We start from the raw sequence: 12792 nt of genomic DNA, 5'->3' as shown, positions 1-12792 counted from the left end.
GTAGTTATGACAGATAATCAGGTCTTATTTAGACGGACAATTCTCAATATCTCACATGCGTATAATGATTATCCGTATGTTGCAATTGAAAAGGATGCTTTGCGACTTATAAATAGTGCAAAGCTGTCACTACCTAAACATTTTCAAATCAGTGCCATACCCACAGCATTACGCGCCTTCGAATGCTATCTTCAAATTACAGATCAAAAGATAAGCTGCAACTCATTTAAAAAAAATTCATTTACGCAAGTATGTGAAGGATTTATAGGTGCAATCCACAGCACTGAATTTATCAATATAGGGCAATCAAGGAAGACGGAAATAAGCAAAGTTTTTTTATGCCTCGTAAAATCTATTTCTTGTTTTGAAGTAAAAAATGCGCTGGACAAAATACAAATCCAAAATACAAGGATAATGCTTAATTTCGATTCATATATTTCAAAATACCTAGACTACCCCAAGGATGAACATAAAATTTGGCTATGGCAAGGATGGCCACTAGAAGGCAAAAGCTCAGGAATTGTTTGGGCTCATTTATATCCTATGTACAGTCGACTAGGGAGAAAATTTACTGAAAATTTTTATGAGATTTGTAAAGTCTATATGCGAGGGCGCAGAAGACATTCAATGGGGTTTTTAACGCCATTATCACAATTCATTTTTACCTATCCACACAAACTAGATGGAAATAGTTTTAAGGACCAAAGCTTTGTGAATGGGTTTTTAAGACAATTTATGGAATATTATTTTCGCACTAAGTATGCAAATGGAGATGGTGCAAAAATCTCAACTTTAATAGCATTGTGGAGGAGAGAATTTAGGTTTTTTATTGAAGAATATTTGATGAAAGATGGATTGTTTGCTAGGACGACTGCTGCAATACCTATGCCACCAATAAGAAGGGTTTTAGCGTCCAATACAAATATTAAAAAAAATGAAAATGGCGAGTTAGTCCGCGTTAAGTTACTAACCAACATCCCATTGAATATAACTGACGATGAGGCAATCAATTTAATATTCTCCCAAGTTAATACAGATTTTAATATTGCCCTAGATTGGGGAAGATACTTATCAAATAGTGTTTATACGAATTATAAAAATCGGCTTAAGCTAGCTTCAACTGGTGTAGTAAGACACTATCAAGTAGGAGAGAAATTGAATCATGGATCTCGTGGTAGAGTTAGTCTCAAAAACGATCCAAAGTATCTGCAAAATGCAGCGGCAACATTACAAGAAAATATCCACATAGCAAACACCTATGAAGCTAATCGTCTCCTAGGAAGTCCTTTAGATGACTTAGCCAAGCAATTGGGGATGCCAGTTACAGGGGCTTTGCTTGGTCATTGTATGGTGCTTGTAGCAAACCATCCGCAAATAACACCATCATTTTTAGAAAATTTCCAACTTTTTGACAAAAATGGCAAATTAGTTGGCTATATTAATTCTGATGAGCGTAACAAGCTTATTGGTTTCAAGTACCGCCGTGGCTCTAAACTCGCCGAACAAGTAATTATATTAAACGATGAAACAAGCCAAATTGTTGAACAATTAATTGAAATTACAACATCACTCAGAGAATTCCTAAAGGCGAAGCATGATGATGCATGGCGTTATCTTTTATTAACCTGTAAACAAGGATTTTGTTACCCTGCACGTATAAAAAAAATGGCGACTGAAACATCTGAACCCATTCGGGAACAAAAATTAGTTGAATCGTTGAGTCATGTTACATCACTTAGTTTAGCTGAGAGGGAAAGCTTCGTAAGACAATTTAGTTTGTCGTCATTAAGAGCAAGTGCTGGCGTACTAGTTTATTTTAAAACCCGTAGTGTCAGTGAAATGGCAAAAGCTTTGGGACATGCGAAGTTTGATCCTAAACTTATTCAAAGATATTTACCGGCTCCATTATTAGCTTTTTTTGAAGAGCGCTGGATACGTATATTTCAAACAGGCATTATTCTAGAGGCACTTAAAGATAGTCCGTATAGATTGACAGCAAGTGGATTTAAGAGCTTTGAAGAAATGGATATTTTCTTAAAAAATCATATTTTCAAACCGTTATATATTCCAGATACGAAAAAAAATTCATCTGAAAATAAAGACCTCAGCGAGGTAATTTTTGGTCTTGATTGCGATGTTTTGAGTATCTTATTGAGCATTCAAAATATCGCCGAAGACACTTCAAAAAAACTTACAGAAAAAACTAAGTATTGGATAGAAATAAGTAAACAATTAATACGATATATAGAATCAGAACAATTTAATAGACCCGATTTACAGTTGTTTTTGGAGACTGCTCGGAAGGCTATTAACCCCAAAATTATGGATGTTCTTTTTTTTGCAAAAAATTAGTCAAGAGGATCAGGACTTTTTTGATCACTTATCTGCTGATCGAATGGAAATGTATCGCTCACCACCATGGTTAGAAAGTTTATTCGTAGATGATGTGTGGTCATGTAATTTTGGTTTAGTCGGTAGCACAATCATTAATTTTAATGTGGAACTTGAAGATGCATCTCTACTAACCTCCCAACAAAACGCACCACTTCTGAATGTTTTTAAGCTTTGGCTTTGCATACAAACTCACCCTGATACCACTTCAAGAAAAAAATGTTCATTAGGTACCTCTTATAATTCAATTCGACGCACCCTGTATCTAATAGATTATTTATTACTTAACTCGGTTAAATTTCAATTATCTAAATATGGATTAGAAAACATATCAACCAATGATATTCATGTATTCATGCATGATTTGGCTTCATCAAATGAAACATCGACTAGTGTTTATAAGTGGTTCGAAAAATTAACGCAATTTTTAAAGGTAGGCATATCAACCCACGATAAAAGAATTTTAGATTTGGAAATAGAGAAATCTCCTGCGATTCGAGAAAATATACCAGAAGAATGTGAATGTGATCTTAAGCTAACTCCAACAGAAATAGTTTATGCGAGAGCGTGGCTAAAGTATGCGGGAGTGTACCATTCCAAAGCTAAAGAAGGCTTTAGATCTGGGCCGAATACAAAAAACCTTAGTAAAATAATATATAAAAATACTTTAATCGGGCATGCTTTTAAGCCTGTACCAAATGAGCTGCTATTGGTGCCCATGGAGTTGTATTACAAAGAGTTTACTTCTGCTCCCCTCAGAGACGAATCAGATTCCCGTCTATCAAGTAGGGAGATGTCCCGATACAAAAAATCTTTTCAATCACTCGCATTACTAACATCAGCAGGTCTTGAAATTCCTTCACAAATCATTGATGCGGTTTCAAATTATAAATCTGAATCTTTTTTTGATTTGAAACCAACACGCCATTACAAGACGCTTCCTTCAGATGTGGTTTTATCATCAGTTCGTGCGGCATTAGAATTTCTACTTGAGTACGGTGAAGAAATAACAGAGAGCGCTTTGCGAGTCATTAAACAATCGAAAAAGCTGAAACAAAGTTTAGTAGTGTTTAATTCTAAACAGGATATATCACCTTTTTTGACTCCTAAAATAAAGGCCTTGGGAGTTAAGTATTGGTCTTTGAATTTGCGTCTAAATTACGTTGAGAGAAATTCATTTAATCCTGAAAGTCTTCGACCATCAAGCCAGGAAATGTTTACGAGACTGCGTAAAAATGAAGGTCTATATGAGTTGATGAGAATAATGTATGGAGCTGCCCAAGTATGTATCGGTTGCCTTTCTGCTCGGCGTCAAGGGGAACTTAAGGATTTGATTTCTGGTAAATGCTTGGATGCATCTAATACACGTTTGATATTTTTTAATCGAAAAACTGGATACGATTCAATGAGGGAAAAGGAGGCTCGGCCTATTCCACCGGTGGCGGTTAAACTGATTAAAATGCTAGAAAACTTTCAGAATGGATTAGTTGAAATAGGAGCATATAGAAAACATACGAACCTTTTCTTATATCCTGATCTTTATTGGGCCGAAGTAACGATTTTACGCAGCCCAAAATATAACTCATCTTTAGATATATTTTGCGATTATATCGAAACCAAAAAGAATACAAATGGATGTAGATATTATTTGCGTCAGCATCAACTGAGAAGATTTTTTGCAATGACATTTTTCTGGGGAAACTCCTTCGGAGGTATGGCAACACTAAGATGGTTTTTAGGGCATACGGATATAGAACATCTTTATAGCTATATTACGGAAATAACCCCAGGAGATGTCTTACGCTCTGTGAAGACTGAATATGCGATTGAGCAAGTAATATCTAAATCACCAAATGCGGAATCACTAACTAATTTGATTGAATCACGATTTCAGACTAGGAATTTTTCTATACTTGATAGTCAAGAGTTGGATGATTATATTGAAGAATTGCTATTGGATGAGGCTATTCAAATAGAGCCTGAATTTTTTGTTACGTCTGAAGGACAATCTTACAGAATTTTGATAAAGGTTTCAGATAGGAGAGTAAATGCGAATTACTGATAAGCGTGTAATTAAGAACTCTTCTTCAGTCAGAGCGCTAAGAACTCTGCTAGTTGAAGTGATGGAAAATCCTAAACTATTTGTGGAAAACAAAGAGCTTATTTCATCACTTAAATGCCAAGGTAAACTTTCTAAATTTGAAGATGCAAATAAAGGCATTACAAAATCTTCGTTGAATACCTTGAAAAGAATTTCTGATGAAATACTTGTCGGTGGTTTCTCGGCTTTAAATCAATTGCGAATAGAAGCTTTATATCTCATTGAAAAAGAGATGGTTGATAGAAAAAAATCCTATCAACTTACGAAACATGATTTAAAAAATCAGATTTCAGAAAAAGAGGCTTACATCCTAAAATTAAAAGAAGAATTGCTAATTCTAACTATGATTGTTGAGAAACTTATTTTTCAGGGAAAAAACTATGCTTTAAAAACTCAAAATCCATCTTTAATTGCCTTGTGCGGAAAAGAGCAAAGAGAAATTCTAGAAATGCTATCTTTCAGCCAAAGTCAAGAAAACACAAATATTAGAGACTTGCGTGCGTGATTAGAGCAGGTAAAAAGCTTTATCAACTGTCATCTAGAGAATTTAGACTTCCTATTTATGTTAATAATGGCCAAGTAATTACCGAAGCTGCAGACGATATTCCCCTTTTGAGTTGGCCAGATGGTGGTTGGTGTTTTGAAGGTAATTTTTATATGCTTGATCTCTACTACAGAGGCCTATCTCGCATTAATAAGGGAGGAACACTGCTAGCTTATGCAACAAACATAAGTCATCTATTACGCTTTTGTTTTTTTAATAAAATAAATTTAATAGACCTCAGTGATAATCAATTCATTTTATTTATAAAGTTATTGCAAGGCGAAAAATTACATTCAAAATCAGAAATTAGCATTAGAGATGCAAACACTGTAATTGCTATTGGTAGAAACTGTTTAGATTTCTTGAATTATATTGGCAAACTAAATTTTCAACCAAACTTCATCGCTTCTCAAGGGCAAATCAGAGCAGAATTGAAAGTCTCAGTAGGAAATTCGGCGTCATTAAGTTCACAATCAAAAATCAATAAAACATATTGGCACCACCGCTCTTTCCCAACCCCAGACCCCAAAGTCAAACGCCTTCCAATCAGTACAGACGCTATAAAAAAATTATGGGGTATCGTTCAAAGTTCAAGTAAAAGTATATTTGTTCGAAAAAGACGATATGTGATGTTGAAGTTATTGGAAATAACTGGGGGTAGAAGATCTGAAATAGCTTTATTGAAAATAAAGGATATCTTAAATGCTTCGGAGATGACTACGCCGTTCCTAAAAATTAGAACCTTGAAAAAACGAGGAGGTATTGAGGTTTATCGTGAAATTCCAATCGCTAGACATGACATTGCATATTTAATAGAGTTCGTAGAGAAAAATAGACAACGAGTAATACGAACAACATGTGGAAAAAGTAATGACGAAGGGTACTTACTAGTTAACGAAAATACAGGAAAAAAAATACAGGCAAATACAGTAACGCAAGAAGTTTCAATTTTAGCGAAAGCAGCAGGCTTGAAAGAAAAGATTTGCCCTCATATGTTTCGTCATCGGTTTATTACAAAGCTTTTCGTGGCATTAATTGAGCAGCATAACTTTGAAAATCTTGAAGATTTTCGTCGAGCTTTATTAGACAAAGAGGCATTGAAACAAAAAGTTCAACAATGGACCGGACATTCGAACCTAGATTCGTTAGATATTTATATTCATCTGGCCTTTGATGAGGTAACTACATTTAAGAAAACTTACAATGTTGTTCAAACTATGCAGATAATTGAATCATTCAAACACACGTTAGACCAAATCGAAGGTGAATTGTTTAATGGGGTTCCGCCTAAATTAGTAGTGGAGAATCTAAAAAATCTTGTTGATGCTCTTCAAAACGATTTGAAAGTGTCAAATGAGATATTAATCATCTCTGAGCAATCAATCCTTAATGATTAGTGATATTCGCAGAAATAATAGCAATAAAAATTCCATCAAAAATAACATAACTAGACTTCACCCGTTTTGATAATCATCATAATGTCAGAGTTGAAACAAATTAAAGCCTCGTGAATGAACGCTGGATTTACAGTTGATGCTCAGACAATATCACTTGATATTCCTTCTAGAAAATTAAATTTCACTACTCCCTCTAAGCCTTCCTAATACTCGTTCCAAACCTTGCCACTGACTTCATTAATCATACTACGTAGAGTTCGATTCATTGGGTAACCCAATAATTTCACTTAGTTGGTGAAGTACAAACTAAATTCAGAAAAGGAAATTAAGATGAGTAAAAATTCAAACAGCGGTAAATCTACAGGCTCTAGCAGTCATGCAACGCCAGCTGGTTCAGGGGGATGGCCCAGCAAAGTACCAAATGTCCCATCTGGTAATAATCGTTATAGCGCACCTCCAAGCAAGAAATAATTAGTTATTTAGGGAAGGTTTCATACCTTCTCCAATAATCTGTTTGCTGTGATATTCAAACCAATACGGATAACGATTTTCAAACCATGTTTCTGTAGTTTTAAATCCAAAGGGCATATCGGGCCAGGGTCGATAACTATCTTTCAAAAGCTCTGTAGTTGCTGCTGTGTTCATTACTTTTTGAATGTACTGGATTTGATACCCAATAAAATTTAAACACTTCGTTCCGTAATAACGCATCCAAATATCTTTTGCCACAGGGTCATCAAAAAAAGCCTCTAACAAACTCTTCAAAGCTTTTTCTGATGGCATGTGGGTTCCATTACTCCACCTCTTTAAAAGTGACTCATCTAACGTCAATTTCGAGGCCTTTTTAGCATTTAAAATTGCACTAATTGTTGGCAAATCGATTTGTCTTTTAATCCACTTAAAGAATAAGGCGGTCGGGTTTTTATCTTCTGTGAGCGTTGTAGGCAACACATCTAATACCAATGAATTCGATATAGCCAAAGAGTGACAAGTATGAGCATCATATCCAGCAAGTCGACTTAGGATTACCTCAAGTGCTACCATGCCTCTTAACGGTAAAAGTGCGTCTAAACTGTTTCGTTTATGTAATATATCGATTGCTTCAGGCCATAACAGCAAACAAACTAGCGGGCTTTCCATCAACAAGGCTAAAGCTTCATCATATTTACGCTCATGAAACAATATTAAAGATTGATGCGTAGATCGCTCTACCCCTATGCAAAACTTTAATGGCTGAGGCCACTGTTCTTCATGTAGTTTGGCTCCTAATGCAAACACCTCCCAAACTCCCATTTTACTGAAAATTTCACGCACTTCTGTATCTCCGCTAAGAGCATCCACGATGCACTTTGGAAGATCGAGTATTGCGGCCATATCATGAGTGGCTCGTAATATCCTGCTCTCATCATTTGGGTTCTGAATGCGCTTATATAAAGATTCATAGCCAGCTTCTTTCATCATGCCACTTATTGATGTGCCCGATAATTTTAGAATAACGTTGGGATTAACAAGAAATAATGAACTTAGATTTAAAGGTTTTTTTCTGCCGCCAATAGGATTGTAAAATTTAATGGTCATAATTTTTTGAAGATTGCTTCAGCAGCAAATCTAGCGAGTGCGTCTTGTTGCTTTTCAAGTGACTCCAAACTGATTCCGTCTAAACCATCAGCATACATCGGGCCGCCCACGTCATAATCATACTCAGACCCATTTTCATGGATTGCATAATGATGATCTATGGTTAAATCATTATCAAGTAACTGAGATAAGTAGATCCAAGTCCAGCAACGCGTTAAGTCTTTACTATCAAAACTCTCAATCAACTCACGCATTGCCTCTATATTTCCTGCCTCTGCTGCGACTGTTAGCCAGTGATGTTGGTCTTTGTAACGGCCCAAGTTGTGAGCAATTTCAGCCACTCTCATCGGGTCAGCCGTCACATTTTGATAGTCACCTTCAAAGAAAGTAGCATCATCAAACTTTTCTGCCAGATCCAACAATGCCAAATCGCACCCTAACAATGCCGCTTTACGAAGGTGATATTCGTATTTGTTTCCGTTAGCTAGATGCTCTTTATATTCCAGTGCCCAAGTTTTTTCGATGCCACTCAATTGGCGGCCAGCTTGCATTTGCTGATACCAATATTCACTTCCTATTTGACTGTCATCCTCTTCAGAATCGGCACAATGAAGCGCTAAGCAGTAATTTGCCCATGCATTTGTATCAGCCGCAATGAGTTGATCTAAATCATCATCAATAAAGTGATTGTATTCGCTAAGCCTAACTGCCAGCTCAGAAAACGTGAGCGTACCCAGCCCTTCTTCCTCAAGAATTGCCACCAACTCTCCGGCTGGGAATGCTTGATATCCAAGTGAATTTGCTTTTTGCAGAATAGAATTCTGATTAACTGTAGTTAGACCATCTAAGTTGGTTAGTATGGCAACTCTTTTAAGAGATGCATAACTATTGAAGCCAAATGCAGCTGCTAACAACTCATAAACATGAGTAAGCTTAACAGGTGGATTTGTGAGGTCTTTAAGTCTTTGGTGTGCTGAATACACTGTGTTCTTGATTGTCATGATTAAACTACCTTTATAAATATGGACTCTGGGTAGCGCACACGTTTAAAACCCCAGTGTCGATTTATAGGGTTAGTTTTACATCATTTAATCAAGTAGTTTGAAGTGCCGATTTTTACTCGTGTGCAAGTATGGCTGGCGCCTTATTCAGATAATAGCTCACGTTCATTATATTTGTCTAGAATTGTTATTTGGATAATCGGGCTATATATATTTTGAGCTGATTGAATGAAAATTCACGTAAGATTCAGTAAAAATCAAAAATGAATTATGATTTGCAAAACATGACAATTACTAATCACAAAACTCGTACCAAGCATAAAGGATTTACCTTGGTAGAGATGGCTATCGTGCTGGTCATTATCGGCTTATTACTGAGTGCTATTGTTGGGGTAGGTAACGCTCAAATTCAGCAAGCCAGAATATCTGCCACTAAGCAGAAAGAAGATTTGATTAGAATAGCGATAATTAACTACATCACTCGAAATAATCGCCTACCGTGTCCAGCGGTACCTACAATTGCCGAAGGAGCCGTAGGCTACGGTGTAGAAGCGCCACTTTTTGGAACTTGCACAGGTACTGTAATCAATGGCGCTGTATCGACCGGTATTGTTCCGTGGTCAAGTCTTGGTTTGACTGATGAGAATGCAACTGATGGCTATTACAATCGTTTCACCTATCAAGTTACCCTAACAGCCACCAATACCAATGCACAAACAATTGCAGGTCTAAAAGGCGCAATATCCACTTTCTCAAGGTTGCCTTTAGCGGGTAATCAGTCCAATGACTGCACACCTGTTGGTGGTAACTATAATCCGTGTTCAGCAGTAGCTATCATTGTTTCCCATGGCAATAACGGTACTGGCTCATATGGCAGAGATGGCACACAAAAAGCTTTGCCTGTAGGTGCTGACGAAACTGAAAATACCAATAATGATAGTCGTTTCTTGATCAAGGATTATGCTGAAAACACCAACAATCCTTTTGATGACATCTTATTGCCACTAAGTACCTCTGATTTAATTACCCCTTTGACCGTACACGGATCATTGCAAGATTATCGTTCTAAAATAAACGATGATGTATCAAAAATTAAAAATGCTGTTATAGCGAGATCAATATTAACTAGGTCAGGCTCTGCAGGATCTTATAACTATACAATTCCAAATAATTTACCTTCTTTACCAGCAAATACATTAATGGATCCATGGGGCTTAAATTATGTATATGCTAACTTAAGTATCACATCTATCAACATGTCTACTGATGCTAGCCTTAACGCTTTTATTATTACAACTTATGGCCCAGATGGTTTATCAGGTGGTAACGATGATTTGCAATATGTAATTACTGTAAATGAACTTCAAGATGCTTTCAGTAAAGTCGGCTGGTAACAAATTTTAGGGAATAATATGTCTGAAAAATTTAGAGTTATTAAATCCAGAATTGGCCGCTCGATACCATTAGCGCCTGTCTTTATTGCAATATTTTCGTTTATTGCAATGTTTTCACCTGCCGCTTGGCAAAGTGGCTTAATAATGTATTTTGCATTTGGAATAATCGGACTTAGCTTTGTTTGCGCTTACAGCGTAACCATGTTTGTAGATGCTTATTTTCAGGACAATAACAGAGCATAACTGTCGGACTCAGTTATTGGTTTTAAATTAAAAAGTGTCTTTCCTTAAAAAACTCATAGACATCTAGCGGATATGCACACCACATTCAAGTGGGTGTAGCTAAATCAGACGTTAGGACATAATGAAACTTGCGAAAAAGTTGGCCTCCGCGCCGCCAAAAAGAGCAAGACAAAAACCGTGAAAAACTGCTTGAGCTCAAAACTCAACTAAAAGCTTTGAAGGATAAACTCAACGCAACACAGAGTGAAGAATTGCGAACAATACTTCTCAAGGAAACTGCGTCCCTAGAAAAGATTATGAAGAAAGTACCTCGTACAAAGCGACATTGGTCACCTATTCTTCCTAGCTCATTTGAGGGAGATAAAAAATGAGCGTACGCTCATAGCTTTCAGTCAAGCGGAACGCTCCGCTGCCAATTCGGCTAAGCGAACATAGCTCTAATGTTAACGACTGCTTTGCCGAACGCTGTCATAGCTGAGCGTCAACTACCGGTCTTGAATTCAACTGGTCGATGCAACACACTAAAAACTGCGTAAGCAGAAGGAGTGTTGCACATGAAACAACGTCCCAGAATCTATTACACGGATACCCAGAAAGCTTTAATGTGGGATCGCTGGCAAAAAGGAGAGTCTCTCCAGCAGATTGCCCAGTTATTTGATCGAAATCACTCCTCAATACAGCGCATTTTGGCTTTGACTGGCGGTATACGACCGCCACAACGGACTCGATCCAAATTAGCGCTGACTTTAGCTAATCGCGAAGAGATTTCGCGTGGCCTAGCGACCGGTCAGTCGATTCGTTCTATCGCTAGGCATCTCGGGCGCCATCCATCTACCATTAGCCGAGAGGTTAAACGTAACGGTGGCTCTGAATGTTACCGTTCTAGCCTAGCTGATCGAGCTACTTGGGATCGAGCCAATCGCCCCAAGACCTGTAAATTGGTGGAGAATAAAGTCTTGGCGCACCTCGTGGCAAGCAAGCTTCAATTGCAGTGGTCGCCACAGCAGATTGCTGGTTGGCTAAAACACAATTATCTAGGTGACGAGAACGATCAGGTGTCTCACGAAACTATTTATCGTAGCCTCTTTATCCAAGCCCGTGGTGCCTTGAAGAAGGAGTTGGTGCAGCATTTACGACGAACGCGAATCATGCGCCGTTCGCGTCATCACACCCAGAAGAGTGAGAATCACGGGAGGATTAAAGATGCGGTATCCATTAGAGAGCGGCCAGTCGAAATCGAGGATCGGGCAGTACCAGGTCACTGGGAAGGCGATCTCTTGTTTGGGAATGCTAATAGCCAAATCGCAACGCTAGTTGAACGCCAGACGCGTTATGTCATGCTGGTAAAGGTCGCTGGCAAAGATACTGAGACTGTCGTCAATGCACTCATCAAGCACGCACATAAGTTGCCACAGGAACTTTATCAATCGTTAACTTGGGACCGAGGTAAAGAAATGGCAGCCCACAAGCGCTTTACCTTGGCAACGGATGTTCAGGTTTACTTCTGCGATCCACGGCACCCTTGGCAACGCGGTTCTAATGAAAATACGAATGGTCTATTAAGGCAATACTTCCCTAAGGGAATGAGTTTAGCCAACTACTCGCAAGCTAAACTCAATGCAGTAGCAAGGAAATTAAATGAGCGCCCTAGAAAAACATTAAACTATGAAACACCGGCAGAAAGATTTGCCCAATCTGTTGCATCGACCGGTTGAATTCAAGGCCCATAGCGGACACTCATACAATCTCGCCACACAATCTATTTCCATTTAAGTTATCCACAAAAGACTTACATCAAAAATGATGTGAATAAAGATGACTCCTCTATAACTAATCAATTTGTTATTTTGGTTAACAGATAGTTAGTACTCAATGCGCAATATATCAACTGTAAATTAATATTAAACACACCTTGCAAGCTGAGCTTATAAGTTAATATTCTAAATATCATTGTTTAAATAACAAAAAGGTAGACAGTATGAATCGATCGTATAGAAGTGTTTGGAATGCAGCACTCGGTGCTTGGGTGGCAGTGTCGGAAATCGCGAACGCTAACGGCAAGCGTTGTAGTTCAGCCGTGTGCGCCGCAACGCTTCTTTCGGGAGTTGTGTTCGCGTCGGCATCGCCGGCAAGGGCTGCTGAC

The 12792-nt window shown here is 37.9% G+C and carries 10 protein-coding genes and 1 pseudogene; 9 read left to right on the top strand and 2 right to left on the bottom strand.

Annotation, left to right across the window (positions count from 1 at the left end; translation table 11 throughout):
* The first annotated feature begins 6 nt into the window (after window positions 1-6).
* The 5 genes from K370_RS06810 to K370_RS12230 all read left to right on the top strand — a co-directional run bounded on the left by K370_RS06810 (window position 7) and on the right by K370_RS12230 (window position 6904).
* Window positions 7-2352 (top strand): hypothetical protein, encoded by a 2346-nt coding sequence (locus K370_RS06810; protein WP_047540111.1) that lies wholly within the window; start codon window positions 7-9, stop codon window positions 2350-2352.
* A complete protein-coding gene (locus K370_RS06805) occupies window positions 2339-4453 on the top strand; it encodes a hypothetical protein (RefSeq protein WP_152603144.1) in 2115 nt (704 codons plus the stop codon). Before K370_RS06810 ends, K370_RS06805 begins: the two co-directional genes overlap by 14 nt.
* On the top strand, window positions 4440-4997 hold the full coding sequence (locus tag K370_RS06800) for a hypothetical protein (protein ID WP_047540107.1): 558 nt from the start codon (window positions 4440-4442) through the stop codon (window positions 4995-4997). The genes K370_RS06805 and K370_RS06800 overlap by 14 nt, the downstream gene beginning before the upstream one ends.
* A complete protein-coding gene (locus K370_RS06795) occupies window positions 4994-6433 on the top strand; it encodes a tyrosine-type recombinase/integrase (RefSeq protein WP_235272708.1) in 1440 nt (479 codons plus the stop codon). Before K370_RS06800 ends, K370_RS06795 begins: the two co-directional genes overlap by 4 nt.
* 330 nt (window positions 6434-6763) lie before the next feature.
* A complete protein-coding gene (locus K370_RS12230; protein ID WP_160255838.1) occupies window positions 6764-6904 on the top strand; it encodes a hypothetical protein in 141 nt (46 codons plus the stop codon).
* On the opposite strand, the gene K370_RS06790 is transcribed toward K370_RS12230, so the two are convergent.
* Both K370_RS06790 and K370_RS06785 read right to left on the bottom strand, forming a co-directional pair.
* Window positions 6905-8011, bottom strand: coding sequence for a hypothetical protein (locus K370_RS06790; protein WP_047540105.1), 1107 nt, complete (start codon window positions 8009-8011; stop codon window positions 6905-6907).
* On the bottom strand, window positions 8008-9012 hold the full coding sequence (locus tag K370_RS06785; RefSeq protein ID WP_047540103.1) for a hypothetical protein: 1005 nt from the start codon (window positions 9010-9012) through the stop codon (window positions 8008-8010). The genes K370_RS06790 and K370_RS06785 overlap by 4 nt, the downstream gene beginning before the upstream one ends.
* 263 nt (window positions 9013-9275) lie before the next feature.
* On the opposite strand from K370_RS06785, the gene K370_RS06780 reads away from it, so the two are divergent.
* The 4 genes and pseudogenes from K370_RS06780 to K370_RS12400 all read left to right on the top strand — a co-directional run.
* Window positions 9276-10406, top strand: a complete 1131-nt coding sequence (locus K370_RS06780; RefSeq protein WP_047540101.1) for a prepilin-type N-terminal cleavage/methylation domain-containing protein — start codon at window positions 9276-9278, stop codon at window positions 10404-10406.
* A gap of 18 nt (window positions 10407-10424) precedes the next feature.
* Window positions 10425-10649 carry a hypothetical protein gene (locus tag K370_RS06775; RefSeq protein WP_047540099.1) on the top strand — a complete coding sequence of 75 codons (225 nt, stop codon included), beginning with the start codon at window positions 10425-10427 and terminating at the stop codon, window positions 10647-10649.
* 554 nt (window positions 10650-11203) lie between these two features.
* Window positions 11204-12364, top strand: a complete 1161-nt coding sequence (locus K370_RS06765) for an IS30 family transposase (RefSeq protein WP_047540095.1) — start codon at window positions 11204-11206, stop codon at window positions 12362-12364.
* 263 nt (window positions 12365-12627) lie between these two features.
* Window positions 12628-12759: pseudogene (locus K370_RS12400) on the top strand (ESPR domain-containing protein); the annotation flags it as partial.
* Window positions 12760-12792 lie beyond the last annotated feature (33 nt).

The sequence above is a fragment of the Methylotenera versatilis 7 genome (assembly GCF_000799165.1).
GTDB classification, from domain to species: domain Bacteria; phylum Pseudomonadota; class Gammaproteobacteria; order Burkholderiales; family Methylophilaceae; genus Methylotenera_A; species Methylotenera_A versatilis_A.
The sequence above is the reverse complement of the archived record's forward strand: the minus strand, read 5'-3'. Positions and strand labels throughout refer to the sequence as shown.

Excerpts from the sequence above, each read along its gene's own strand:
- K370_RS06790 (WP_047540105.1), bottom strand. The coding sequence starts at position 8,011 with ATGACCATTAAATTTTACAATCCTATTGGCGGCAGAAAAAAACCTTTA.
- K370_RS06785 (WP_047540103.1), bottom strand. The coding sequence starts at position 9,012 with ATGACAATCAAGAACACAGTGTATTCAGCACACCAAAGACTTAAAGAC.
- K370_RS06765 (WP_047540095.1), top strand. The coding sequence starts at position 11,204 with ATGAAACAACGTCCCAGAATCTATTACACGGATACCCAGAAAGCTTTA.
- K370_RS06810 (WP_047540111.1), top strand. The coding sequence starts at position 7 with ATGACAGATAATCAGGTCTTATTTAGACGGACAATTCTCAATATCTCA.
- K370_RS12230 (WP_160255838.1), top strand. The coding sequence starts at position 6,764 with ATGAGTAAAAATTCAAACAGCGGTAAATCTACAGGCTCTAGCAGTCAT.
- K370_RS06780 (WP_047540101.1), top strand. The coding sequence starts at position 9,276 with ATGAATTATGATTTGCAAAACATGACAATTACTAATCACAAAACTCGT.
- K370_RS06775 (WP_047540099.1), top strand. The coding sequence starts at position 10,425 with ATGTCTGAAAAATTTAGAGTTATTAAATCCAGAATTGGCCGCTCGATA.
- K370_RS06800 (WP_047540107.1), top strand. The coding sequence starts at position 4,440 with ATGCGAATTACTGATAAGCGTGTAATTAAGAACTCTTCTTCAGTCAGA.